A 25,888-nucleotide genomic window follows, 5' to 3' on the forward strand; every position below is an offset into this window, starting at 1 on the left:
TCAGTCGTACACTCCCTCGACCGTCCATAGTGGATTTTCCGTGCCCGCGCAGTACGCCAGCACCGCCTCGGGCGGCTCGTCTCCCTCGGCCGCGAGCACCAGCTGCACCCGTGCCCGCGGCGGGCCCGGGCGTCGTCGGTCGGCCGCCGTCGGCCAGGGGCCCGCCCAGGCGACGATGTCCCGGCGCGGCCCGCCGGCGATGCTCAGCCGGTGCGGGACCGTGGTGACCTGGTCACGGCCGGTGATCCCGACCGGCCGGCCGTCGGCGTCGAAAACCTGGGCGGGCACCGGCCGGTCGAGCACCGTCGCCGGGGACGGGGCCGGCAGCCGTCCCGGCCAGGTCGCGTCCGGCGGTGTCGTCCGCTCGCGCGGGTCGCCCCAGGCCACCAGCCGGACGCGGCCCGCCGGGTCGCGGGCGCCGTCGAGCATCGGCGTCACCACGCCTTCGGGCCCGAGCAGGCCCTGGACGCGGACGAACGCGCGGGCCGCGCGTTCGTCCGCTTCGTCGGAACCGCCGTTCTGCCACAGGTCGAGCTGCAGCGACCGGCCTTCGACGAGTTCCTCGGGCTCCAGCCGCAGCCGCACCACGCCGGACGTCGGGCGCTGCCCCGGCGCCGCGCGCAGCCAGCCCTCGAACTGCCAGCGCACGCGGTCGGCGACGCCGGCGGGGGTCAGCGGTTCCGCGCACCGCCACACCCGGCCGAGGTGTTCGCCTTCCTCGGTGACCGCGTAGATGCCGAGCCGGGTGCAGGCCAGGCCGTGCCCGGCGAGGCCTGCGCAGAACCGCGTCGCAAGGCCCTTGGCCAGGAACGCCGCGACGTCGACCCGCTCGACGACGGGGTCGAACTCCTCGGTCAGGGTCAGCTCCGGTGGCGGCCTGCGGCGCAACGGCGGCCGTTCGGAGCGGCCGCGCGCCAGCCGGTGGGCGAGCACCCCGGCCGCGCCGAACCGGTTGGCGACGTCGCGCTCCGAGAGGGCGGCGAACGCGCCGAGCGTCTTCAAACCGAGGCGGCGCACCAGGTCGACCAGCTCCGCGCGGTCGCTGCCGGGCTGGTCGAGCTCGGTGACGGGCAGCGGCGCGAGGAACTCGGCAACGCACCCGGGCTCGACGAACGCGCCCCGCCGGGCGGCGAGCGTCGCGGCGAACAGGCCCTCGGCGACGCCCGCCTGGCTCTCCACACCGGCCGCGGCGGACACCTCGTCGACGAGCCGCTCGACGAGCGCGTGTTCACCACCGAAGTAGCCCGCGGCGCCCGCGACGGGCACCGCCACCAAACCCGGCCGGACGACCTCGACGCCGACGACGAACGCCTCGACGGCCCGCGCGACAGCTTCGAACAGCCGCGCGTCCCGGCCGTCATCGGCGTTGAAAACGGACAGTTCCGGACAGTTCGACTGCGCCTCCCGCCGCCGCATCCCCCGCCGGACCCCACCCCGCCGCGCGACGGCGTTCGAGGCGACGACCCGGTTGGCGCTGAAGACAGCGGCAGGCTGCGTCGCGGAAATCCCACCGACAGCCGCCGCGGCGACCACGGGCCAGTCGGGGCACCACAGGACCAGCATCCGGGTGGGCGTGTCGGAGGTGCCGCGTTGGGCCGGGACGGTCATGTTGCCTCCCGGAGCCGACCCCGAAAGCAGCCGGTGCCGCGGTGATGGAGCGCATCGCCGCGCGCGGAGGGTCGGCTCACGGACCCGAGCAGTCGGCTCGCGTACCCAGACGGTCGGCTCGCGTACCTGGAGGGTCGGCTCACGCACCCAGACGGTCGACTTGCGTACCTGGAGGGTCGGCTCACGCACCCAGACGGTCGACTTGCGTACCTGGAGGGTCGGCTCGCGGGCGCTCGGAGCGAACTCGCGTGATTCGAGAGCCGACTCGCGTGATCGGGGCGTCGACACGCGTGATTGGGGAGCCGACACGGCGTCGGGCCGTCTTGGCTGGAAGCCGTGACCGTCCTGTTTGGACAAGCCCTGGGTGTCATGCCGTGGCCTCCTCGCGGCGCTGGAGGTGCGGGACCGCTCGGGTCACCTCGCCGCCCGCGCCTGGGAGGCAGAGCTCCGCCGAGACCGGGCGGGCCGCCGCGCCGCGGCCGCGGGCCCGGACCAGCGCCCGGCGCTCCCGGAGGTGGCCGTAACCGCCGTCGGGACCCGACCAGGATTCGCGGCGGCATGACAGCTCGACGTCCGCGCCCGGCCAGGCGCCGAACGCCAGCAGCACCGCCCCGCGGTGGCGAGCCCGTGCCGACAGCCGACGCGCCACAGCCGCCTGCACCGTCTCCGAGTGGACCGCCACCAGGTCCACGCCGTCGAGCAACGCCGCGACCACCGCCGGGAGCTCCGCGCCCGGCCTCGGTACCAGCGCCACCCTGGCGAGGTCCACGCCGTACTCGGCCGCCGCCGCGAGTCCCAGCGACGGCATGCCCACCACCGCCGCCCACGACCCCGTGGCGGTGGCTTCGGCGAGCAGCGCGAGCAACAGGGAGGTTCCCCCGTGGACCGCCACCGTGCTCCCGCGCCGGAGCCCGGCGGCGGGCAGCAGCCCGGCCAGCGCCGGGGCGACCGGGAGCACCCTTCCCGTCACCCGGGCCCGCTCGGCCTGGGCCGCCACCCGGCTCGCCGTGCTGACCCCGGGCAGGGCCGCCAGCCGGGCCACCGGCGGCTCTGCCACAGCGGTCACCGCACGCACCTCCCCACCACGGACAAGGCCGGCGGTCGAGCCTCTCCCAAAACGCGACCGACGGCACTGGTTCGCCGCGGGGAAGGCGGCGGTTCCTTGTCGAACACGTGTTCGACAAGGAACAGTCAACCGTGAAGCGCCCGGAGTGTCAAGTCACCCGGTAGTGGGGTATGCGGCCTGGAAAGCGAGCCGCGCGTCGGCGCCGGCGGCGATGCGCTCGAGCTCGTCGTCCAGGGCCAGGAAGGTCTCCCAAGCCGGGCCGCCGAGCCGCGCGGTGACCCGTTGCTCCAGCTCCGGGACCCGCTTCCCCTTCCACACCTTGTCCGCCAAGCTGACGAGCAGGTCTTCGAAGGTGACGTCCGCGGCATCCCACGAGCCGTGCGTCCGCGCGAAGCGCGCCGAAGCCTCCTCGATCCCCTGGGAAAGCAGCAGCGAATACCCGGCGACCTCGTGCAGCGACCCCGGTCCGGACAGCTCCGCGGGGTGCAGGATCTTCCCGATGTCGTGGGTGGCCGCACCGAACAGCACGGCGGGAACATCGAAGTCCGCCCGCACCCAGCCGGTCAGCGTGACGGCGACGTCGTGCACCAGCCGCAGGTGCGCGCCCAGCCGCGGCGGCGCGCCGAGCGACTCCAGCAGCTCCCGGGCGCGAGGCGGCAGCGGAGCGAACCCGGGGTCCTCGAGGGATCGGCGCAGCAAGTCGGTCACCCCGCAACCGTAATGAAGTTGCCGCCACCCGGGGCCGCTCGTTAGACACACCGGCGTGGAGCTCACCGAAGCCCGGCCCGAAGACTGCCCGGAACTGCTGGTCCTGCAACGCTGTTGCTGGGTCGAGGAGGCCGTCCTCAACGACACCCTCGACGTCCCGGCCCTGCACGAAACGCTCGAGGACGTCCGCGACTGGGTGAAGACGTGGTCCGTGTGGGTCCTGCGCCACGACCACCGGCTCGTCGGCGCGGTGCGCGCCCGGCCGGACGGCGACCGCTGGGAGCTCGGCAGGCTGATGGTCGCGCCCGATCTCGCCGGGCGCGGGCTGGGCCGGCGGCTGCTCGCGCACGCCGAAGCGCAGGCACCCGCCGAAGCGCGCCGGTTCACCCTGTTCACCGGGTCCCGCAGCGCCCGCAACATCGCGCTGTACCAGCGGGCCGGCTACCGGCTCACCCCCGCTCCCGAAACCGGCGGCCACATCCGCGGCGCGGTGCACCTGGAGAAAGACGTCACGCTGCGCGAGAAATCCGGGCCGCCCGGCTGACGCTGCGGCGTCGGCTAGATTGCCCGGTGAACTTGGGGGTGGCGATGACCGAACAGCGGAGCCGGCCGATCCTGTGGATCACCGGCGCCCTCGTCGCGGCGGGCGTGGTGCTCGCCGTCGTGCTGACCGCCGGCGGTGGCGTGCCCGGCGCCACGGCCGCCGCCCCGGCGCCGACGACCATGGGCGCGGAGTGGCGCTCGTTCCGCGCCGACGTCACCGGGATCCGCCCGGGCCCGGACCCGAAGAGCCTGTTCGTGCAGATCGCCCTGCCCGGCAAGGACCCCGGCTGCGTCCGGGAGCCGCGGATCGAGCAGCTCGTGGAGGCGAAGACCGACATCCGCGCCGACGTCGTCTACTCGACCCGGCCCGCCGCGGGCGGCTGCCAGGAAAAGGTGCCCGCGGAGCTGCGGCTGAGCACGTCGGAGCCGGTCGCGGACCGGACCGTGATCCTCAACGCCGACGCCGCGAACGCCTGGCACAAGCTCGGCGCCGGCTGGGGCCACTGCGACCGCCAGGGCACCTGCACCCCGCCCGCCGACCACTGCGACCCCGCGTGGATCGGCGCGGCGGTGTCCGCCGTGGGCGCGGAAAGCACCGGGACCACCCGCGCCTGCGATCCGGGCTGGCTGGTCCTCGACCTGCTGATGCGCGAGACCGAACCGCCGTCCCGCTCCGTCTTCCGCTGGAGCGACGGCGGCTGGACGGCGTTCGCGCAGGTCAAGACGGCCGGGTGCGCCGACATCCAGTCGGCCGAACCGAAGTTCCCGGTCGCGCTCTGCAAGGCGCTGCCCGCGCCTGCTTAGCGCGGCAGCTTCTTGACGACCTCGGCGGCGACCGCCTTCACGGCGTCGTCCGACTCCTGCTGCGGGATCGGCGAGTTCGAGAAGAACCCCTTGTCCCAGCCGTTCACTTCGACCGTGACGACGTTCGTCCCCTTGAGCACGTGCAGCTCGGCGCCGCTGAACGCGCTCTTGGTGACCAGGTGGACCAGCGCCGCCTTGTCGCCGAGGCCGCGCAGCTCGGTGGGCGCCACCTCCGGCTTCGTCGGCATGAAGTTGTCCTTCGCCTGTTGCAGCGCGTCTTCTCCGGAATACTCGACGATCCGGACGCTCATGGTGGCGTCGCGGACGTTCTCGTCGGGCCCCGGCTTGAACCCGCAGCCGATCTGCTTCAGCCCGGGCAGCGGCGAAGACGTGCCGACAGGGCTGGTGCCGGCGTAGCTCGGGAAGCCGGCCTTCTCCAGCACCTGCGCCGGAACCTGGCACTCGGCGGGCACCGGCGACGACGACGGCTGCGCGCCGGTGCTCGCGAAGTAGTCGCTCGCGAAGATCCCCAGTGGGATGCCCGCGCCCAGCAGCACGACGACGCCGCCGACGATGCCGAGGATCAGCCCGGTGCGCTTCTTCTTCGGCGGCGGCCCCATCGGCCCGCCGTAGCCGGGCGGAGGGTAGCCCGGTGGCGGGTAGCCCGGCTGCTGCGGATAGCCCCGAGGCGGGTACCCGGGCTGCTGGGGATGGCCCGGGTACCCCGGCTGACCTTGGCCGTGGCCGTACGGCGGCGGTTGCTGCATCGAGCCCTCCCTCTCGAAGCGCGGGTCAGTGACATCCGGGGCTTCGCCCCGGGCCGGGGGCTCCGCCACCCGGAGCCCCCGAAAGCGGTCAGTGACATCCGGGGCTTCGCCCCGGGCCGGGGGCTCCGCCACCCGGAGCCCCCGAAAGCGGTCAGTGCGCGAAGTGGCGCGTCCCCGTCAGGTACATGGTGACGCCCGCCTTTTCCGCGGCCGCGATGACCTCGGGGTCGTGGACCGAGCCGCCGGGCTGCACGATCGCGCGCACGCCCGCCTCGGTCAGCACCTCCAGGCCGTCCGGGAACGGGAAGAACGCGTCCGACGCGCCGACCGCGCCCTTGGCCCGGTCGCCCGCCCGCGAGACCGCCAGCCGCGACGAGTCGACCCGGTTGACCTGGCCCATGCCGACGCCGACGGTCGCGCCGCCGGTGGCCAGCAGGATCGCGTTCGACTTGACCGCGCGCAGCGAGCGCCACGCGAACTCGAGGTCGCGCAGGGTCTGCTCGTCGGCCGGGGCGCCGGTGGCGAGCTTCCAGTTGGCGGGGTCGTCGCCGGAAGCGTCGATCGCGTCGGCCGTCTGCAGCAGGACGCCACCGGAGATCGGGCGGAACTCGATCGGCGACGCCGGGGCGGCCGGCAGCTTCAGCAGCCGGATGTTCTTCTTGCGCTGCAGGATTTCCAGCGCTTCGGCGTCGAAGTCCGGGGCCAGCACGACCTCGGTGAAGACCTCGGCGATCTGCTCGGCGGCCTCGCGGCTGACCGGCCGGTTCGTCGCGATGACGCCGCCGTAGGCCGAAACCGGGTCGCACGCGTGCGCCTTGCGGTGCGCTTCGGCGACGTCGACGCCGATCGCCAGACCGCACGGGTTGGCGTGCTTGATGATCGCGACGGCGGGCTCGGCGAAGTCGTACGCGGCGCGGCGCGCGGCGTCGGTGTCGACGTAGTTGTTGTAGGACATGGCTTTGCCGTGCAGCTGCTCGGCGTGCGCCAGGCCGGGCCGGTCGCTCTTGTACAGCGCGGCCTTCTGGTGCGGGTTCTCGCCGTAGCGCAGGACGTCGGCGCGTTCCCAGGTGGCGCCGAGGAAGTCCGGGAAACCGGCGTCGACAGTGTCCTCGTCGGGGGCATACGCGCTGGCGAACCACGAAGCGACGGCCGTGTCGTACGCCGCCGTGTGCGCGTACGCCTGAGCCGCGAGCCGCTTGCGGTCTGCGAAGTCGAAGCCGCCGTCGGCGACACGCTCGAGCACCCAGCCGTAGCGGGCCGGGTCGACGACGACCGCGACGCTGCCGTGGTTCTTGGCCGCCGCGCGGACCATTGCCGGGCCGCCGATGTCGATGTTCTCGACGCAGTCCTCCGGGCTCGCGCCGGACGCGACAGTCTGCGCGAACGGGTACAGGTTGACCACGAGCAGGTCGAACGCCTTGATGTCCAGCTTGCGCAGCTGCTCGACGTGGTCGGGGTTGCCCTGGTCGGCCAGCAGCCCGGCGTGCACGTGGGGGTGCAGCGTCTTCACGCGGCCGTCCAGCGACTCCGGGAACCCGGTGACCTGCTCGACCGGCGTGACCGGGACACCCGCGTCGGCGATGACCTTCGCCGTGCCGCCGGTGGAGACGATCTCGACGCCGGCCGCGTGCAGGCCGGTCGCGAGGTCCAGGAGGCCCGCCTTGTCCGAGACGCCGATCAGCGCCCGGCGGACCGGGCGCCGTCCCAGGTCAGTGCTCACGAAATGTCACCTTTCGTCCGTCCACGGCGCAGCCACCGCGGCCGAGTCGCTCGATCGTTTCCACCAGCAGCCTGCGTTCGACGGCCTTGATCCGTTCGTGCAGGACGTTTTCGTCGTCGTCGCTCTCCACGACGACCGCCTCCTGGGCGATGATCGGCCCGGTGTCGACCCCCGCGTCCGCGAAGTGCACGGTCGAGCCGGTGACCTTGACCCCGGCCTCCAGCGCGTCGCGGACCGCGTGCATCCCGGGGAACGACGGGAGCAGCGCCGGGTGCGTGTTGATCACCGTGAAGCGGCCGAGGAACTGCTCGCCGAGGATCTTCATGAAGCCGGCGGAGACGACCAGGTCCGGCCGGTACGCCGCGACGGCCTCGGTCAGCGCCTTGTCCCACGCGGCGCGGTCGGGGTGGTCGGCGACGCGGACGGTGAACGAGGGGATGCTCAGGCGCTCGGCACGGGTGAGGGCCTCGATGCCGGTGCGGTCGGCACCGACGGCGACGACCTTGGCCGGGAAGCCGGACCGCCCGGTGGCGTCCAGCACCGCCTGCAGGAGGGTGCCGGAGCCCGACGCGAGCACGACGAGCTTCACCGGAGTGGGCAGCTCCAACCGTTGAGACAGAGCGGGCTCCTTGCCGCGGGCGGTGCGCAGCCGGGCGCACGGCGCTTCACCAGGTCACCTAAACCCTAACGGTCGCCCTCGTCCGGCTCGACGTCGCCGCAGGTCTCGGTGCCTCCGGTCACAGCTTCGTCGGCCGCGAGAGCGTCTTCGGCCGGTTCTTCGAGGCCGAGTTCGGCGTCGGCCTCGGCTTCGAACTCGGCGTCCTCTTCGGTCTCTGCTTCGGTGACTTCGGCTTCTTCGTCCTCTTCGGACGCTTCTAGTTCCTCCACCGCTTCGGACGCTTCTTCGGCGTCGACCGCTTCGGCGTCCTCGAACGCCTGGTTGTCCTCGAGCGCTTCCGGCGGCGGCGCGGGCGGCTCGTGTTCGCCGGTGAAGAACGCGGCGAACGAGCCTGGGATGACGATCCAGCAGAAGGCGACGACCGAAGCGACGCCGACCGGGACGCTCACCGGGTCGAACGGGCCGTCGCCGAGCCGTCCGCCGGACAGCGTGCCCAGCACGACGCAGCCGAGCGCGACGACCACGCCGGCCACCGCGACCGCGCGGATGCGCTGGGCCGGATCGGCGTCGGCCTTGCGCAGCGACCAGCCGACCAGCGCGCCGGTCGCCGCGGGCAGCACCAGCAGCGCGGGCCACCACGCGGCGTGGTGGCCGGGCAGGCCGCCGAGCAGCGGGACACCCGGCACGGCGCTGCCGCGGTAGCCGAACATGCCGACGTTCAGCGAGCCGATCGAGAACCCGGGGCCGGTGACGAAGGACAGCGCGGCCGTCACGGCGTTCGGCAGGTACAGCACGGAAAGCAGGAAGAGCCCGAAGCTGGTGCCGAAGGCGGGCTCGTAGATGTCGGACACCGTCGCCCACGACACAGCGGTCGCGACGGTGAACACGGCGGCGCCGCAGGCCAGCAGCACCGCGAGCCCCAGCGCACCGGCCCGCAGCCCGCGCACGGCCAGCGGGTCGACGCGTTCGGCGACGACGTCCGGCAGCCCGCACGACCAGGTGATACCCGCGAACGAAGCGGCCGCGGCGAGCAGACCGGGCACGGCGAACGCGGACAGCGGGTTCGCCGTCACCGGCGAGCCCTGCGCCGCCAGGGCGACGACCAGCCCGAACACCGCGTGCGCGGCGGTGACCGTGACGAGGACGGGCAGCGCGTCGCGGAACGACCGGCAGCCGAGGCGCTGGGTGGCGCCGGACGCCGTCCGCGCGGCCAGGGCGAACGCGCCCAGCGTCGGCAGCAGCGGCAGCACGCCGAGCGGGTGACCGCCGAGGCCGAGGCGCACCTGGAGGGCGGCGAGCCAGCCGGGCCCGGCGGCCAGCAACACTCCGGTGGTGGAGAAGACGGTGCGTTCGGCGGTCAGGATGACCAGGGCCAGCACCGTCGCGACGGCGGCGTAGCCGGTGACCAGCGGGCCCAGTGCGGCGGCGAGCAGCACCCGGACCCGGGCCGCCCGGGAGAGCCCGGGGCCGCCCACGACGTCACCCGGTGGGCGGGGGTCGTCGGTGAGCACTTCCATGATCCGCACCCTGACATCCGGGCTGGTCCGTCCGGGTGAGGCTCGCCGCCGCGCGGGAACGTGGGGAAGCTAACCCACCCGGTCGGGTAACCCCCCGAGTGCAGAACACCCGCCGGGCCACCGAGGGGCACAGCGGGTGTTCCGGAGGGGCTTTGCGTCAGCTCTTGCCGAAGCCGCCGGGCGGGGTGCCCGGGTTGTCCGGTGGCGGCTGCTGGAAGAACTGGCCCTGCTGCGGGGCGTACGTCGTGGCCTGCTGCCCCGGCGGCGGCGTGGTCGACGGCGGGTTCGGCGAACCGTACTGGCCCGGCTGCGAGAACGGCGCCGCCTGCTCACCGGCCGAGGCGCCCGGCCCGTGACCCGGCTGGCCGAACTGCTGGCCGGGCTGACCGTACTGCTGCTGTTGCTGCTGCTGGCCGCCCTGGCCGTACTGGCCGCCGTAGGACGGCGCGGCGGGCTTCGGCGCCGGCGGCTTGATGACGTCGTGCTCGATCAGCAGCGCGCCGACCGCGACGAGCATCTGCAGGATGCCCAGGATCAGGATGACGGTGACGATGCCGGGCGAGGTCTGCATCCCGACCAGCGAGTCCAGGACCTCGAGCGCGCCGAGGACGCTGAACAGGGCCGCGAACGGCAGCGTCTTCGGGCCCTTCGGCAGCGCGTGCATCGCGGCGAGCAGGCCGGCGCCCAGCAGGAACGTCCCGCCGATACCGACGTCTCCGTTGTCGGAGAAGCCGAGGAAGTACTGCACGAGGCCGAGGACGGCGACGACCAGGGCCAGCAGCAGCGGCAGGTTCTGCGGCAGGCCCGCCGCACCACCACCGGACGGCGCCTGGTGCGAGTGCGGCGGCTGCTGCGCCGGGAAGCCACTGGACGGCGGTCCGGGGGGCTGCTGGCCGCCACCCTGCTGGGGGTAGCCAGGCCCGCCGCTGGGGAAGGTCATCGATGCACTCCTGTCGGTTCGACCGGCACTTCGGACGCGCGGGCGCCCAAGGAAGACGAGGCGGCTTGTGTGCGCAGAACGCTAGCGCACTCGAAGGCCGCCAGCCCACCAGACGCGTGAATACCTCGGCAGGTTTCGTCCCGAAACGCGGAAAGGCCGGGCACCACGCGGGTGCCCGGCCTCACCAGGAGTTACTCGTGGATCTCAGCCGAGGCTGTTGTACAGCTCACGCGCGAGGACGGCGGTCTCGCTCGGGGTCTTGCCGACCTTGACGCCGGCGGCCTCGAGGGCCTCCTTCTTCGCGGCGGCCGTGCCGGAGGAACCCGACACGATGGCGCCCGCGTGGCCCATGGTCTTGCCCTCGGGCGCGGTGAAGCCCGCGACGTAACCGACGACCGGCTTCGTCACGTTCTCCTTGATGTAGGCCGCGGCGCGCTCTTCGGCGTCGCCGCCGATTTCGCCGATCATCACGATGACCTTGGTGTCCGGGTCCGCCTCGAACGCCTCGAGGGCGTCGATGTGCGTGGTGCCGATGATGGGGTCACCGCCGATGCCGACCGCGGTCGAGAAGCCGATGTCCCGCAGCTCGTACATCATCTGGTAGGTCAGCGTGCCGGACTTCGACACGAGGCCGATGTGGCCCGGGCCGGAGATGTCGGCCGGGATGATGCCGGCGTTCGACTTGCCCGGGCTGATCACGCCGGGGCAGTTCGGCCCGATGATCCGGGTCGTGTTGCCCTTCGCGACGGCGTGGGCCCAGAAGTAGGCCGAGTCGTGCACCGGGATGCCCTCGGTGATCACCACGGCGAGCGGGATCTCGGCGTCGATCGCCTCGAGGACCGCGTCCTTGGCGAACTTCGGCGGCACGAAGATGACCGACACGTCGGCGCCGGTCTCCTTGATCGCCTCTTCGACGGTGCCGAAGACCTTGAGGTCCTTGCCCTCGATGGTGACGGTCTGGCCGGCCTTGCGGGCGTTGACGCCACCCACGATGTTCGTGCCGGACTTCAGCATCTTGGTGGCGTGCTTCATGCCCTCGGAGCCGGTGAGCCCCTGGACGATGACCTTGCTGTTCTCGTTCAGGAAGATCGACATCTCACGCACCTGCCGCGGCGAGCTCGGCAGCCTTGTCGGCCGCGTTGTCCATTGTGTCCACCACGGTGACCAGCGGGTGGTTCGCGTCCGCGAGGATCTGGCGACCCTCGACGACGTTGTTGCCGTCCAGGCGGACGACCAGCGGCTTGGCAGCCTCGTCGCCCAGGATCTTCAGGGCCTCGACGATGCCGTTCGCCACCGCGTCACAGGCGGTGATGCCGCCGAAGACGTTGACGAAGACGCTCTTCACGTCGGTGTCGTTGAGGATGACGTCCAGCCCGGCCGCCATGACCTCGGCCGACGCGCCGCCGCCGATGTCGAGGAAGTTGGCCGGCTTGACGCCGCCGTGCTTCTCGCCCGCGTACGCCACGACGTCCAAAGTGGACATCACGAGGCCCGCGCCGTTGCCGATGATGCCGACCTGGCCGTCGAGCTTGACGTAGTTGAGGTTCTTGGCCTTGGCCTTCGCCTCGAGCGGGTTCTCCGCGTCCTTGTCCACCAGGGCCTCGTGGCCCGGCTGGCGGAAGTCCGCGTTCTCGTCGAGGGTGACCTTGCCGTCGAGGGCGATGATCTTGTCCTGCGGGTCGCGGACCAGCGGGTTGACCTCGACCAGGGTGGCGTCCTCGGAGACGAAGGTCTCCCAGAGCTTCACCACGACGTCGGCGGCCTCGTCGATGATGTCGGCCGGGAAGTTGCCGGCCTTCAGGATCTCGAGCGCCTTCGCCTTGTCCACGCCGGCGATCGCGTCGACGGGGATCTTCGCGAGCGCGTCGGGGCGCTCGACGGCGAGCTGCTCGATCTCCATGCCGCCTTCGGACGAGGCCATCGCCAGGAAGGTGCGGTTCGCCCGGTCCAGCAGGAAGGAGAAGTAGTACTCGGACGCGATGTCCGAGGCTTCCGCCACGAGCACGCGGCGCGTGATGTGGCCCTTGATGTCGAGGCCGAGGATGGCTTCCGCCTTCTCCTTCGCCTCGTCCGGCGTCTGGGCCAGCTTGACGCCGCCCGCCTTGCCACGCCCGCCGACCTTCACCTGCGCCTTGACGACGACCTGGGTGCCGATCTGCTCCGCGGCGGTCTTGGCTTCTTCGGGGTTGCTAGCCACCGAGCCCGGCAGAACCGGTACTCCGTGTGCGGCGAAGAGATCCCTCGCCTGGTACTCGTAGAGGTCCACTACTCCAGTCTCCTGACGACACGCCACTGTGGTGGTCCGCACTACCGGACCGCGCTGTCGGACCAGTCGAGGTTAGCGACCTGCGCAGACGCAGGGGACTCCGCACCTGGTGAAGTCGGTCACCGTGTGCGGTCAGACGGTGCGTCGGCGGTGTGAGACCGCCCACCGCCGAGCCGTTTCAGCGTGTCCGAGGCGGTCTCGGCGGTGAAAACGAGGGCGCCACCGAGAGCGGATTCGAGGTCTTCGGGCGGCGCGGCGCCGAGCACGCCGACCGCGTCCGGGTCCTCCTGCTCGGCGGTGCGGAGGATCTGTTCGGCGGTGTCCAGCGGGCCGGCGTGGACGACCTCCACGCCTTCGTCGCGCAGGACGCGCCCCAGCGCGATGGCCGCCGGGTCGGGCCGGGTGAACTCGACGACGAGCACCCGGAGCCGGTCACGGCTCACGACGTCCGCCGGCGGCCGACATGCCCGCCGCGACGAGCAGTGCGGCCACGGCCGCGAGGGCGACCCAGAACCCCGTGGACGGGCTCGCGCCGCCGAGCGCGCCGCCGACGAGCGGCAGCTCCGCGGCGTGCAGCGCGACGAGCAGGGCAGCACCGGACAGCAGCGCCGCCGCCGGCTTCGGCCGGGAACGCAGCGCCAGCGCGGCGGCGCCGAGGACGACCGCGGCGGCGGTCAGCAGGCCCCACGAAGGCGTGTCGAAGTTCGACCAGAGCCCGGGCGCGACGTAGCCGGGAACGCTGAAGACGGGCAGCCCGAACGCGGCGACCGCGAGCACTCCACCGGCCACGACGGGGGTGAGCACGTTCTTGTCCGGTCCGGCGCCCTCCCCGGTGTCCTCGCGTTCGACGACGCCGGTCCCGGCGGCGGCGAGCGCGGTCAGGGCGGCGAGCACGAGCGCGACGAACGTCCAGGCCGCGCCGGCGCCGAGGTCGTAGGTGAAGGCCGGGGCGGTGCCGGTGCCCCCGAAGCCGGCGAGGTTGCCGGCCTGGGTGGCGGTCAGCGCCGTGTTGAGGACGGCCGTGCCGGCCAGGACGATCCCGGCCCAGGCGAGCCCGGCCAGCGGCCGCGCCCCCGGCGCGGTTTTCGGGACCAGCGTCCCGGCGGCGAGCACGGCGAGCACGAGCGCGGCGGTGAGCAGGAACCAGCGGGCGGGACTCGCGGCGGCGGCGCTGACCGGCGTGGTGGCCCCGGGGTTCAGCGCGGTGACGGCGACCTGCGGCGCGACGCTGCCGATGACGGCGGCGATCGCGGTGGCCAGGCCCAGCAGCCCGGTGGTCAGCCGCCACCAGAAGAGCCCTGGCAGCTTTGCGGAGCCGGCGAGGTCGGCTTCGGAGTTCTCGATCTTCTCGGTGAGCCGTGTGAAGGCGAGGCCGCCGATGACGGCGGTCGCCCCGAGCACGAGGACGGGTCCCCAGGTGACGTGCAGATCGGAGCGGTAGAGACCGGCCAGCACGGGCGGAACGGCCACGCCGAAGGCACCGGCGGTCAGCCCGGCGAGCGCCCCGCGGGCGGTGCTTTCGGACGGAGCGGCGAGGGCGACCGCGGCGGCCAACGGCAACGCGGCGGCGAGCAGGAGGTAGCCGCCGAGGGCGGGCCAAGGCCCTTCGAAGGCGGAGCGGGCGAGCAGGAAACCGTTGTCGGAGTGGACGGGAGCGGTCAGCAGCCCGACCCCGGCGACGACGGCGAGCAGCGGCGCGAGCAGCCGCCAGCGGCGGCGTTCGGGCTCTTCGTGGCTCCGGTGCGCCCGCCAGGCGAGCACCCCGGCGGCGCAGGTGAGGACGTGCCCGGCGACGAGCAGCCAGAACCCGGCGCCGACGGCCGAGCCGCCGAGAAACCGGTCGGGCAGGTACAGCTCGGGCCGGATGGTGAGCGGGCCGTTGACGGCGAACTGCAGGTCGAGCACGAGCCGCCCGGGCGCCAGGGCGGCGAGACCGAGGACGAGACCCCCGCCGAGCCGGGGGTGCTTCGTGACGGCGGCCCAGACGGCGGCCGCGGCCGGAGCGAGCGCGAGAACGGCCAGCCACGGCCAAGCGACGAACCCGGGCCCGGCGGCGGGCGAGACGGAAACCATTCCGGCGACGGCGAGAGCGACAGCACCGAGGACGGCGAGCCCGAGAGCCGCGGTCAGGAGAGGCGAGAGGCCGGTGTCGTCGGTGTCCCAGGCCGAGTTCTGCGTGGCTTGGCGAGTTGCGGCGGAAACGGCGGACCGTGGCACGGGATCGGCAGGTCTGCCGGACCGCCGATCGGCGCCGGTGGACTCGGCTTCACCACTGCCCGGCCGGGGCGGCTCGACGGAATCCCGCGCGGCTGCGACCGACTCACCGGACCTCCGAACAGCGCCGATGGACTCGGATTCCGCGGCTCCGCCGCCATCCGACGAGCGCGACTCAACCGAATCCCCCGCGCCCTTCGCCGCCTCGCCGGCGCCGGCGGGCTCGGCTTCGCCACTGCCCGGCCGCGGCGATCCGACCGAATCCCGTGCGGCTGCGACCGACTCACCGGCCCCCTGATCAGCGCCGACCGGCGTGGCTTCACCACTGCCCGTCCGGAGCGGCTCGACGGAATCTTGCGTGTCCTCGGTCGCGTCGCCGGGGGCGGATGCTGTCGGCTTGGCCGCGTCCGGGCCTGACCGCTTGCCGGTGGGGTCTTCGGCCGCGGGGTCGTGCGGGGTGCTGCCGGTGGGGGGCTCTGAGCGTGGGGGCATATTGCCCGCGACGCTAGCAAGTCCGGGCGGGCAGGAGCCGTCGCCGGGGGCGCGAGTCGTCGAAAGGGCGGGAACACCCGTCCGCAAACCGTTATTCCGGGCCGTGATGCCCTCGGAGGCCCTCCAGACGCCTTCACCACCCCTCTCGCCTGTAAGACAAGTCACATCGAACGCCGTAAACCCCCTCTAACTTTGGGTGATTTCCACAGGTGAGCGGTTCGTGAACTCCACCCGAACGGCCGACGCGGGAGGCACGTCTTGCCGACAGCGGTACCCCTTCGTTACTGTCCCGGGGTCCCCATTACAGTCAGGTCACGAAGTAGGACACCGAGCGAACCACCCCCGAGGTCCGCTTACCGGGTTCCCCCGCCCGCAGTCCTCGACCCGGCTCCCCGACGATGGAAGGCCCTGTCTTGGCTTCACACCGCTCCCCCGGCGGCCAAGCTCCTTCCCCGGCACTGAAGGACGCGCTCGAAGGCGCGGTCGTCCGTGTCCGGGGTGCGCACCGCATCGCCCCGCCCTCTTCGGCCCTCCGCGGCCGTGTCGTGGTTGCCGCCGTTGCGGCTGGTGCGTTCGCCGCCGCCGCTGCGGGCTCGACCCTCAAGACAGTCACCGATTCCGACACCGCCGTCACCCCCCTGGCCAACAGCCAGGACGCCAGCGCTTCGCTGACCGCGGGAGGTGCGGGTTCCGGGGGCGCCCCGGAACTCCTGCCCACCGGCCGCACCGTCGACGCCTCCGCCGAAGCCGCGAAGCTCGCCGACAGCGCCTCCATCACGCAGGCCCGCGAGCAGCGCGAAGCCGACGCCGCCAAGAAGGCCGCCGAAGAAGCTTCGCGTCCCAAGACCTGCCTGCCCGCGCACGGCACCTTCACCTCGGGCTTCGGTGCCCGGTGGGGCACGAGCCACCTCGGCATCGACATCGCCAACTCGATCGGCACCCCGATCTACGCCGCCTCCGACGGCAAGGTGATCGAGGCCGGCCCCGCCAGCGGCTTCGGCCTCTGGGTCCGGATCCAGCTCGACGACGGCACGATCCAGGTCTACGGCCACATGAACAGCTTCTCCGTCAAGGAGGGGCAGACGGTCAAGTGCGGCCAGCAGATCGCCGAGATCGGCAACCGCGGCGCGAGCACCGGCCCTCACCTGCACTTCGAGGTGTGGCAGAACGGCACCAAGAAGATCGACCCCCGGCCCTGGCTGGCCGCGCGCGGCATCGTCGTCTGATCCGCTCGCTCCACCCCCGACGGTCCACTCCCCGCTCGCCCGCGGGCAGCGCGGACACGCCGCCGGAAACCCGGCCGTAGAGCCATGATTCGCCGCTGAGGACCGAAGCCGTTCCTCGGCCGCGCGAACATCCGCTCCGGCCGAGACACCGCGACAGCGCCTCTCCGGCCACGGCCGACGGCTCGGCACCAGACGAGAGTTCGCCGCACGGAGACGCCGCGCTCCCACCGAAGAACGCCGGACTACGCCGATCGAGCGGCGACCGGCAGAGGTGCCCGAGAAGCCGGTGCGCGAGAAGTCGTCCAAGCGAACGCAACGGGATGACGCACCGGCGAGATCCGCCGGATTTCCTCCAGGCCGCCCGGGAACTCCCCGGGAGCCCGAGACCACACCGAGGCGGAAAAGACCGCCCACAAGCCCCTCAGCGCCCGGAACCGCCTACTGTTGCCCGCCCGGCAGACGGCGGATGAAGTAAGCCACCGCGACCTGCCACACCGTGCACAGACCAGCAGGACGGGGACGGCGCACCGGCAGCCAGCCCCAGGGCGCAGCTCCCCCTGCGCCCCCCGCGGAGCGGACACGCGCGGCGCTCCGGGCCTTGGTCGTCCAGCGGCGTCCCCGGCCGCAGGTGACGCATTGCCCGTCCGCGCCGAGCTCGTGCTGCCTGAGCAGCGCTCGCCAGGCGGCGGCCAGCCGGCACGCCTCCGCTCCCGCATGCGAAGAAATTCCCGAAGCCCCCGAAGGCTCCCGACCCCGATCCGGAACCGTCGACTCCAGGACTCCTCGCAGGTATTTCTGTACCCCTTCGGCCAGAAGCCCAAACAGCACCGCGTCCACACCCCACTACCCCCTCGTCGAACTTGTGTTCGATTACGGGATCAGTTGTAGCGGGTGGGTACGACGATTCCGGCGGCGATCGCGGGGATCGCCGCCGGATTCACTCGTCCGGGTGGGGCTAGAGCTTCACCATCGGGACGCTGCCGATGAGCATGAGCCGGACCTTGCCCGCCGCGCCGAAGTCGATCGTCGCCGTCGCGCGCGGACCGACGCCGTCGCAGGAGATCACCGTGCCCAGGCCGTACTTGTCGTGGCTGACGCGGTCGCCGACGTCCAGCTTCAGCGCCACCGTGTCCTTCCAGCCCTTGCCGAACGACGGCGTGCCCGACGAAGACGGCGAAGAGGACCGGCGGCCACCCCAGGTGGTCGCCGCCCGCGGCGTCCCCCGCGAGCCGGAGCCGAACGAGCCGAAGCCGCTGCTGGACGGCTCCAGCCGCCGCCAGTCGACGAGGTCCGGCGGCAGCTCGTCGAGGAACCGGGAAGCCGGGTTCATCGACGGCTGGCCCCACGCCGAGCGCGTGATCGCGCGCGAGACGTACAGGCGGTTCCTGGCCCGCGTGATCGCGACGTACGCCAGCCGCCGTTCCTCGGCCAGCTCCGTCGGGTCGCCGAGCGCACGCATGTGCGGGAAGACGCCGTCCTCCCAGCCGGTGCAGAACACCACCGGGTACTCCAGGCCCTTCGCGGTGTGCACGGTCATCAGCGTGACCACGCCCGCGCCGCCGTCGCCTTCGTCGCCGCCGTCGGGCGAAGGCACCGAGTCGGCGTCCGCAACCAGTGACACGCGCTCGAGGAACGCCGGCAGCGAGCCCGGCGCCGGAACGCCCTCCTCGACGACCAGCTCGGCGTTCTCGTCCGCGGCGACCTCGGCGGTGATCTCGGTGAACTCCCGCGCCACCGTGACGAGCTCGTCCAGGTTCTCCACGCGGGTGTGGTCCTGCGGGTCTTCCGACTCCTCGAGCTCGACGCGGTAGCCGGTCTTGTCCAGCACCGCTTCGAGGACGTCGTGCACCTCGGCCCCGTCGGCAACCAGGGCACCCAGCTCGTCCAGCAGCGCCACGAACCCGCCGATCGCCTTGACCGAGCGCGGGTTCAGCAGCGGCACCTTGCCTTCGACGGCGTCCCGCAGCGCCTGCGCGAAGGAGATCCGCTCACGCTCGGCGTGCGTCGCCACGACGGCCTCCGCGCGGTCACCGATGCCGCGCTTGGGCACGTTCAGCACGCGCCGCAGGCTGACCGTGTCCTCGGGGTTCGCCAGCACCCGCAGGTACGCGATCATGTCGCGGACCTCGCGGCGCTCGTAGAACCGCACGCCGCCGACGACCTTGTACGGCAGGCCGAGCCGGATGAAGATCTCTTCGAAGACGCGGGACTGGTTGTTGGTGCGGTAGAAGACGGCGACGTCGGAGTAGTCGGCTTCGCCCTTCTCGGCCAGCGCGTCGATTTCGCCGGCGACGAACGCGGCTTCGTCGTGGTCGTTGTCCGCGACGTAGCCGACGATCTTCTCGCCGTCGCCCGAGTCGGTCCACAGCCGCTTCGCCCGGCGGTTCGGGTTCCGCTCGATGACGGCGTTGGCCGCGGACAGGATCGTCTGCGTGGAGCGGTAGTTCTGCTCCAGCAGGATGGTGTGCGCGTTCGGGAAGTCCCGCTCGAACTCCTCGATGTTGCGGATAGTCGCGCCGCGGAAGGCGTAGATCGACTGGTCCGCGTCGCCCACGACGACCAGCTCGGCCGGCTCGACGCCCGAGGAGTTCGGCGCGGTCCCGGCCAGCTCGCGGACGAGCGTGTACTGCGCGTGGTTCGTGTCCTGGTACTCGTCGACCAGCACGTGGCGGAAGCGCCGCCGGTAGTACTCGGCGACGTCCGGGAACGCCTGCAGCAGCGAGACCGTGCGCATGATCAGGTCGTCGAAGTCGAAGGCGTTGGCCTGGTTGAGCCGCCGCTGGTACTCGACGTAGACCTCGGCGACGCGGCGCTCGAGGTCGTTGCCCGCGTTCGCCGCCGCGGTCTCCGGGTCGGTCAGCTCGTTCTTCAGGTTCGAGATGTGCACGGCGAGCGTGCGGGCGGCGTAGCGCTTCGGGTCGATGTCGAGATCCCGTGCCACCAGCGTGATCAGCCGCTTGGTGTCGTCGGAGTCGTAGATGGAGAAGCTCGACGACATGTCCAGCGTCTTCGCCTCGCGGCGCAGGATCCGCACGCACATCGAGTGGAACGTCGACACCCACATCGCGTTGGCGCGGCGCCCGACGAGCGCGGCGACGCGCTCGCGCATCTCGGCGGCGGCCTTGTTGGTGAACGTGATCGCCATGATTTCGCCGGGGTGCACCCGGCGCCGGCCGAGCAGGTAGGCGATCCGGCGGGTCAGCACCCGGGTCTTGCCCGACCCCGCGCCCGCCACCACCAGCAGCGGGCCACCGGCGTGGGTGACGGCTTCGCGCTGGGCGGGGTTCAGGTCGTCGAGCAGCTCGGCCTGCCCGCCGGCGGCGGGCTTGCGCACAGGGGTCGCGGCGGGGAGATCGAAGAGGGTGTCCATCGTGCGTCCACGCTACCCCGGGCGGGCCGGGGCCCGGCACAGTCCGGCGAGTTTCCGGGTCGTGAGCGGGAAGGCGGGTCAGCACCCTCCTTCCCGCTCAGGGCAAGCCGCGGCAGACCGCGTTCCGGCGGCCGGGTACCGCAGCAGGCGTAGCGGAAGGTGTCGCCCGGCACCCGACGCGCGCCGGGCCGGACGCGCGGAGCATCGGCGGACATGGAAGACACCCACCCCGCCCGTGTCCGGGCCGCCGACGCCGACCGCGAGCGCGTCGCCACCGTTGTCCAGAGCGCCGGTTCCGAAGGCCGGCTCACCCTCGACGAGGTCGAAGAGCGCCTCACCCACGTCTACGCCGCCCGGTTCACCGACGAACTGACGGTGCTCACCGCCGACCTGCCGCGGCCCGCGCCGCCGCGGCCCGGTTTCCCGCTCACCAGGGAAGCCCTGCGACGGCACCCCGCACTGCGCGTCCACCTCGCCGTGGTGGTCGCGGTCGCGGTGCTGGTGATCGTCCGCTGGGCGGTGCTGGGCGCGGGATTCTTCTGGCCGGCGTTCCCGCTGTTCTGGCTCGCGGTGAGCGTCCTGGTCCACGCCAGGGTCCGCTCGTTCCGGGAGCGCACCGGCGCCGCTGTGCCATACTGATCGTGTGCGGCACGACGCAGGACGATTTTTTACGGGAACCGGACCCCGGCTCCCGTGATCGCGTAGTGCCCGAACAGCCATCACGTCAGCCCCGGAGTCCACGGACCCGGGGCTGTCGCCGTCCCTGGGGCCGGGTCCGCGATTCGAGGAAGAGATCCCGATGAACGCGCAAACGACCAACGCCGACGGCCAGCCCGCCGAGCACACCCCCGCCGGTGACGACATCACGTCGCTGCGGCAGGAGATCGACTGGCTGGACAAGGAAATCCTCCGGCTGGTGAAACGCCGGGTCGAGGTGTCCAAGACGATCGGGGCCGCGCGGATGGCCGCCGGCGGCACGCGCATCGTCTACAACCGCGAGATGGACGTGCTCGCGCGCTACCGCGAGCTCGGCCCGGAAGGCCGTCAGCTGGCCATGGCGCTGCTGAACCTCGGCCGCGGGCGGCTGGGCCGGTAACGGTCGCGGGAATTCGGGGACTTCCCCGAGGCACCGGGGGCCCCGCTCCGGGCAGACTGGGGACATGGACTGGCTCGTGAACCTCATCGCCGTCATCGTCGCGCTCGCGAGCGTGCTGGCCGCGCTGGGCCATGTGGGGTATCTGGCGCTGCTGAACAACGCGGCGGGTAAGCGTGCCGGGGGCGCTCCGGTCGCGCAGTACGTCCGCAGCCGGTGGGCCGTGGCCGGCGGTACCACCGCGGCTTCGCTGTTCGCCTGGTTGCTCACGGCCGGGGGAACCGGCCTCGACATCGTGGCGATCATCGTCGCGGCTGGTAGCGGCGCGGTGGCGACGAAGGCGCTGCAGTCCACGCGCGACCGTTACCGTACGGGCGGCTGAAGGCGCTGAACTGCGTCGATGCCGCTGCGTGAAACTTCGCAGCGCCTGCGTTCGCCCGTTCGGTCGCGCCCGACCGAGTGAAACCGCTGCAACTTGCAGGTTTGGGGGCGACTTTCGCCGCCGGATGCTTTTAGTGTTGACGCCGTGAGGACCCTTGCGTCTGGGTCGGGTGATGCCCGGCGGAGGACGCGCGGGGGCACCGGCCCCGCGCGCCCGCTGTCGCGTGCGCGTGCATTTGCGCAGGATTCCGAACAGGATTCCGCGCGTGAGGATGCTCCGATCGGGTCGTTCCCGGGCCGGATGGCGTCAGGACCGCAGGACCGGATGGTCGAGCCGGCATGAGCAACGGCACGGAGTTCCCCGGACGCGCCACGGCGCCCGCGCATCCCGGACGGCACCGGCGCGGCGGCGCGGAGAGCTGGACGCCTCCGTTGCCGCAGTACCGCCCCGTGCGGCACCGCGCGGCCGGCTCGCCGTCGGCCGACCCGCCGGTGTCGGGCTCGCTCCCGCTCCCCCAGCCTTCGCTGCCGCAGCCCCGTGACCGGCGGCCCGCGCCGCCGCTGTTCCCGGCCGTGCGCGGCAGCCTCCCGCTCGACGGCTTCGAGGGCAGCAGCTTCGAGGGCAGCACCTTCGAGAACGACGGCTTCGAGGACGTCGGCTCCGAAGCGCCGCTCGTCGAGTCCTCCACCGACCAGGCCGCCCGCCGCACCCGCGTCTCGCTGGCCACGCCGGCCCCGCGCTGCACGGACCTCGACGACGACGACGTCCGCATCTACCCGGCCCCGCCGATCGACGGGCTGGGCGGCTTCGCCATCGGGTCGGTGCCCGCGTCGGTGACCCCGCCGAAGACGTGGCGGAAGGCGGCCTGGTTCGCCACCGGCGCGTCCGGCGCCGTGGTCGTCGGGCTGCTGTGCGCCGGGTCGTTCCTGGTCGGCAAGCCGCCGATGGACCAGGCCGTGCAGGGCGCGTGGCCCGGCTACCAGGGCGCGCCGGCTCTCGTCGACCCGACCGGCGAGCACCGCCCTCCCACGGAGGGCGGGTCCGCGGCGGGGCCGGAATCCCCGGCCCGGCCGGCGAACGCCGCCGGGAAGACCAGCGGCGGCGGTGGAGCCGGGCCGGTCGACGGCGTGGTGCCCCGGCCCGCCGCCGGCGACGACAGCGCCGCCGGGCCGGCGGCGACGACCGACGCGGTCACGCCCAGCGCCGCCGCCCCGCGGAAGCCGCCGGTCACGCCCGCGGAGCGCGAAACGCCGGTCAAGCCGCCGTGGTGGTACTCCTTCCCGCCGGACGCCCAGACCATGGGGGACAACTCGGAGAAGTTCTTCAACACCGTCACCACCGACCCCGGCGCGGCTTCGTCGGTGACCACCGGCGAGCTGCACGACCAGGGGCCGCGGGCCCTCGCCCAGCGGTACGCCGGCATCGCGTACTTCGAGGTCAAGAGGGTCAGCATCGACCAGCAGCGCGGCGTCACGGTGAACACCGTCGAGGTGACCCACACCGACGGGACCAAGACGACCGAGGTGCGCACGCTGACCTTCGGCGACGGCGACAAGATCACGGCTGACGGTCAGTAGCCGCACCTGCACGTGCGGTTCGCCCGTTCTGATGCACGTGCGATGCGCCGAGCGGTTATCCCTGGTCCGGGTGGGTGACATAAGCTGCCGCTCGTCGTGTCGCGACGGCATTCCGGCGACAGAGCCTGGTGGTCGCCGTCCGCACAGGGTTACCTGACGACAGCGGATCCGGAACCGGCCACGAACCGGCCAACCGGACCAACGGACATCCGGCCGAACGGCCGAGTGGCCGTCCCCGGAACCCCAGAGCGAGGACTTTCGTGCTTGATCGGCAGCGCACACGGCGGGAATCACCCCACGCCGTCCGCGTCGAGGACGTCATCCCGGCCGAGATTCTCGACGGCGTCGGCGACGCCGACCGCGACTATCTCGAGCAGGTCTTCCGCGATCCGCAGAAGTTCCTGCCGCCGCGGCCCCAGCCGGTCCGCGAGCCGGAGCAGGCCGAGGACGGCGGCGAGCCGGAGAGCAGGGTCGCCCGCCGCGCCAAGCTGGCCGGGCTCGTCACCGCCGGCGCGCTCGTCGCCGGTGCCGTGATCGCCGCGCCGATGCTGACCAGCTCGCACCGCGCCGCGTCCCCCGGCGGGCAGTCCACGCCCGCCGGCTTCACCGGAGCCGCGGAGCTCGGCGGCCTCGCCGTGCCGCAGCACCAGGCCGGTGGCGGCTCGCCGGAACAGAACGAGCCCGCGACGCCGGGTGCGCACGCCCAGAGCACCACGCCCGCCACCGAGCCGGCCCAGGGCCGCCCGCAGGCCCACAAGACGCCGGCCCAGGCCGAGCCGGTGCCGGACAAGGCGGCCGACGAGCGCAGCGCGAGCCAGAAGATCCAGGCGGTCAAGAACTTCTACGCCACCGTCGCCCGTGATTCGGCGGGCGCACTGGCGCTGCTGAGCCCGGGGCTGGCCGACGGCGCGGCCGGCGAGCTGGTCCGCACCTGGAGCGCGATGGACGCCATCGACGTCCAAGAGGCCGACACGCAGATCAACCCGGACGGCTCGATCCTCGCGGTCGCCACGCTGCACCGGCCGGACGGCGCGCTGGTGCGCGTCACCCAGCTGTTCCGGGTCGCCGACAGCGGCGGGTTGATCACCGAAGCCGAGCTCATCTCGGCCCAATACATGTAGCCGTCGGCGATCACCCCTTCACCCGTGGTTCAAGTGCCTGTACCGGATTCGTGTGCGCAGAGTGAGCGCCTAGCCTTGTCACGGGCCGGTCTCGGAAAAGCCGGCACGCAACCCACGACACGTGCATACGCTCCAGCGAAGCGGCGCACGAGTGGCCGCGTCACCAGGCACCTATCCTCACGCCCTGGTGAAGTCGGAGCCCAAAGGGAGGTCGCGTGAGCGACGAGGGTCGTCTGGTCGCCGATCGGTACCGCATCGTCGGCCGGATCGGCACGGGCGCGATGGGGGCCGTCTGGCAGGCGCACGACGAGGTCCTGGGCCGCACCGTGGCCATCAAGCAGCTCCTGCTCCAGCCCCACCTGGACGAGCACGACAAAGAGGACGCCCGGCAGCGGACGATGCGCGAGGGCCGGATCGCGGCCCGGCTGCACCACCCGAACGCGATCTCGGTCTTCGACGTCGTCACCGACGACAACGGCCAGCCCTGCCTGATCATGGAGTACCTCAACTCCACCAGCCTGGCCACCGTGCTGCAGGAACGCCGCACGCTGCCGCCGACCGAGGTGGCGCGCATCGGCGCCCAGGTCGCCGCGGCGCTGCGCGAGGCGCACGCGGTCGGCATCGTGCACCGCGACATCAAGCCGGGCAACATCCTGCTCGGCGGCAACGGCGTCGTGAAGATCACCGACTTCGGCATCTCCCGCGCCAAGGACGACGTCACGGTCACCAAGACCGGGATGATCGCCGGCACCCCCGCCTACCTGGCCCCCGAGGTCGCCATCGGCGGCGAGCCCGGGCCGGAGTCCGACATCTTCTCCCTCGGCTCGACGCTGTACGCGGCCTGCGAGGGCCAGCCGCCGTTCGGGCTGTCCGAGAACACGCTCAGCCTGCTGCACGCGGTCGCGGCCGGGCAGATCAACCCGCCGCGCCAGTCCGGGCCGCTGGCCAGCGTGCTGGCCGTGCTGCTGCACCCGGACATCGAGCACCGGCCGACCGCCGAGGAGTGCGAAGAGCTGCTCGCCGCCGTCGCCCGCGGGGAGACACCGCTCGGCGGCCCGGCCGAAGACACCATGCTGGCGCCGTCCGCCGGCGTCCTCGGCGCCGCCGCGGTCGCCGACCCGAACGCGACCCAGATGTTCGACGAGGTCCCCGCCGGTCACTCGGGCACGCTGCTCGGCGACGCGGCCCCGACCCAGGCCGTGCCGTACTACGACGAGGACGACTACCCGGCAGCCACCGGCTACCCGGAGGACGACTACGACGGGTACGACCACTACCCGGCGGACAACCAGCACGGGGGCGTGCCGCCCGGGCTGGCCGCGACCCGCGCCGTCCCGGTGCCGCCGCACGAGCAAGGCCCGTACGCGGACGACCAGTACGACGACTACGACGATTACGACGACGAGCCGGCCCCGCCGCCCCCGCCCCGGCAGCGCCCGCAGACCGGCCCAGCCGACGAGGACGACGAGAAGCCCGGCGCGTGGAAGCGCCCGGCGATCCTCGGCGGCATCGTCGTCGTGGGCCTGGTCGCGCTCGTCGTCTGGCTGCTGAGCCCGAACAACCCGGCCGCCCCGGCGGCGCCGGTGCCGAGCAACAAGCCGTCGCCCGTCGCGACGTCGGAGTCTCTCCCGTCGACGTCGGAGCTGCCCACCTCGACGGTGGACCTGCCGTCGACGAAGGAGCAGCCGACCACGTCGTCGAAGCGCACGACGACGGCGCGGAGCACCGAAGAGAAGCCGACCACGAGTCCGAAGACGACAACGCCGACGAAGCCGACGACTTCCGAGCCCCCGCCGACCAGCCCGGAGACCACGACATCGACAAGCTCGCCGCCGCCAGCCAACGGATGATCGAG

At 72.7% G+C, this 25,888-nt stretch carries 22 protein-coding genes; 9 read left to right on the forward strand and 13 right to left on the reverse strand.

Annotated elements, in window-relative coordinates:
- From CF165_RS19190 to CF165_RS19200, 3 genes are all read right to left on the reverse strand, one after another.
- Positions 1-1,608: a DNA polymerase Y family protein gene (locus tag CF165_RS19190; protein WP_500676263.1), complete on the reverse strand. Its 1,608-nt coding sequence runs from the start codon at positions 1,606-1,608 to the stop codon at positions 1-3.
- Between the two features lie 367 nt (positions 1,609-1,975).
- Positions 1,976-2,674, reverse strand: coding sequence for a DnaE2-dependent mutagenesis accessory factor ImuA' (gene imuA', locus CF165_RS19195; RefSeq protein ID WP_093948906.1), 699 nt, complete (start codon positions 2,672-2,674; stop codon positions 1,976-1,978).
- 153 nt (positions 2,675-2,827) lie between these two features.
- Positions 2,828-3,382 (reverse strand): HD domain-containing protein, encoded by a 555-nt coding sequence (locus CF165_RS19200; RefSeq protein ID WP_240521662.1) that lies wholly within the window; start codon positions 3,380-3,382, stop codon positions 2,828-2,830.
- A gap of 55 nt (positions 3,383-3,437) precedes the next feature.
- Here CF165_RS19200 and CF165_RS19205 point away from each other — a divergent pair, with 55 nt between their 5' ends.
- Both CF165_RS19205 and CF165_RS19210 read left to right on the forward strand, forming a co-directional pair.
- The gene (locus tag CF165_RS19205; RefSeq protein ID WP_093948907.1) at positions 3,438-3,926 is read left to right on the forward strand and encodes a GNAT family N-acetyltransferase; all 489 of its coding nucleotides are present in this window, start codon (positions 3,438-3,440) and stop codon (positions 3,924-3,926) included.
- 44 nt (positions 3,927-3,970) lie between these two features.
- Positions 3,971-4,729 (forward strand): hypothetical protein, encoded by a 759-nt coding sequence (locus CF165_RS19210; protein ID WP_240521663.1) that lies wholly within the window; start codon positions 3,971-3,973, stop codon positions 4,727-4,729.
- Here the strand turns inward: CF165_RS19210 and CF165_RS19215 are convergent.
- The 9 genes from CF165_RS19215 to CF165_RS19255 form a co-directional block, all read right to left on the reverse strand.
- Entirely contained in the window at positions 4,726-5,496 is a 771-nt protein-coding gene (locus CF165_RS19215) for a hypothetical protein (RefSeq protein WP_093948908.1), read from the reverse strand. The genes CF165_RS19210 and CF165_RS19215 overlap by 4 nt on opposite strands.
- Positions 5,497-5,647: 151 nt before the next feature.
- Complete coding sequence (gene purH, locus CF165_RS19220) at positions 5,648-7,216, reverse strand: bifunctional phosphoribosylaminoimidazolecarboxamide formyltransferase/IMP cyclohydrolase (RefSeq protein ID WP_093948909.1); 1,569 nt, start codon at positions 7,214-7,216, stop codon at positions 5,648-5,650.
- A complete protein-coding gene (gene purN / locus CF165_RS19225; protein WP_093948910.1) occupies positions 7,206-7,823 on the reverse strand; it encodes a phosphoribosylglycinamide formyltransferase in 618 nt (205 codons plus the stop codon). Before purN ends, purH begins: the two co-directional genes overlap by 11 nt.
- Positions 7,824-7,900: 77 nt before the next feature.
- Positions 7,901-9,361: a cell division protein PerM gene (locus CF165_RS19230; protein WP_093948911.1), complete on the reverse strand. Its 1,461-nt coding sequence runs from the start codon at positions 9,359-9,361 to the stop codon at positions 7,901-7,903.
- Positions 9,362-9,509: 148 nt separating this feature from the next.
- On the reverse strand, positions 9,510-10,292 hold the full coding sequence (locus CF165_RS19235) for a DUF5336 domain-containing protein (protein ID WP_093948912.1): 783 nt from the start codon (positions 10,290-10,292) through the stop codon (positions 9,510-9,512).
- Between the two features lie 204 nt (positions 10,293-10,496).
- Positions 10,497-11,387, reverse strand: a complete 891-nt coding sequence (sucD, locus tag CF165_RS19240; protein ID WP_093948913.1) for a succinate--CoA ligase subunit alpha — start codon at positions 11,385-11,387, stop codon at positions 10,497-10,499.
- Between the two features lies 1 nt (position 11,388).
- Positions 11,389-12,558, reverse strand: a complete 1,170-nt coding sequence (gene sucC / locus CF165_RS19245; protein ID WP_093948914.1) for an ADP-forming succinate--CoA ligase subunit beta — start codon at positions 12,556-12,558, stop codon at positions 11,389-11,391.
- Positions 12,559-12,677: 119 nt separating this feature from the next.
- Positions 12,678-13,001, reverse strand: coding sequence for a hypothetical protein (locus CF165_RS19250; RefSeq protein ID WP_093948915.1), 324 nt, complete (start codon positions 12,999-13,001; stop codon positions 12,678-12,680).
- Positions 12,991-14,631: a hypothetical protein gene (locus CF165_RS19255; RefSeq protein ID WP_439098511.1), complete on the reverse strand. Its 1,641-nt coding sequence runs from the start codon at positions 14,629-14,631 to the stop codon at positions 12,991-12,993. The genes CF165_RS19250 and CF165_RS19255 overlap by 11 nt, the downstream gene beginning before the upstream one ends.
- A 1,178-nt stretch (positions 14,632-15,809) precedes the next feature.
- On the opposite strand from CF165_RS19255, the gene CF165_RS19260 reads away from it, so the two are divergent.
- The gene (locus tag CF165_RS19260; protein WP_093949012.1) at positions 15,810-16,490 is read left to right on the forward strand and encodes a M23 family metallopeptidase; all 681 of its coding nucleotides are present in this window, start codon (positions 15,810-15,812) and stop codon (positions 16,488-16,490) included.
- Positions 16,491-17,445: 955 nt separating this feature from the next.
- Here the strand turns inward: CF165_RS19260 and pcrA are convergent.
- A complete protein-coding gene (pcrA, locus tag CF165_RS19265; RefSeq protein WP_093948916.1) occupies positions 17,446-19,860 on the reverse strand; it encodes a DNA helicase PcrA in 2,415 nt (804 codons plus the stop codon).
- A 213-nt stretch (positions 19,861-20,073) separates the two neighbouring features.
- Here pcrA and CF165_RS19270 point away from each other — a divergent pair, with 213 nt between their 5' ends.
- From CF165_RS19270 to CF165_RS19295, 6 genes are all read left to right on the forward strand, one after another.
- On the forward strand, positions 20,074-20,499 hold the full coding sequence (locus tag CF165_RS19270) for a DUF1707 SHOCT-like domain-containing protein (RefSeq protein WP_093948917.1): 426 nt from the start codon (positions 20,074-20,076) through the stop codon (positions 20,497-20,499).
- 160 nt (positions 20,500-20,659) lie between these two features.
- The gene (locus CF165_RS19275) at positions 20,660-20,956 is read left to right on the forward strand and encodes a chorismate mutase (protein ID WP_093948918.1); all 297 of its coding nucleotides are present in this window, start codon (positions 20,660-20,662) and stop codon (positions 20,954-20,956) included.
- 64 nt (positions 20,957-21,020) lie between these two features.
- Complete coding sequence (locus CF165_RS19280) at positions 21,021-21,335, forward strand: hypothetical protein (protein ID WP_093948919.1); 315 nt, start codon at positions 21,021-21,023, stop codon at positions 21,333-21,335.
- A 338-nt stretch (positions 21,336-21,673) separates the two neighbouring features.
- Positions 21,674-22,912, forward strand: coding sequence for a hypothetical protein (locus CF165_RS19285; protein ID WP_093948920.1), 1,239 nt, complete (start codon positions 21,674-21,676; stop codon positions 22,910-22,912).
- Positions 22,913-23,172: 260 nt separating this feature from the next.
- A complete protein-coding gene (locus CF165_RS19290; RefSeq protein ID WP_093948921.1) occupies positions 23,173-24,033 on the forward strand; it encodes a hypothetical protein in 861 nt (286 codons plus the stop codon).
- Positions 24,034-24,248: 215 nt separating this feature from the next.
- Complete coding sequence (locus tag CF165_RS19295; RefSeq protein WP_093948922.1) at positions 24,249-25,883, forward strand: serine/threonine-protein kinase; 1,635 nt, start codon at positions 24,249-24,251, stop codon at positions 25,881-25,883.
- The last annotated feature ends 5 nt before the right edge of the window (positions 25,884-25,888 follow it).

It is taken from the genome of Amycolatopsis vastitatis (genome assembly GCF_002234595.1).
Taxonomy (GTDB): domain Bacteria; phylum Actinomycetota; class Actinomycetes; order Mycobacteriales; family Pseudonocardiaceae; genus Amycolatopsis; species Amycolatopsis vastitatis.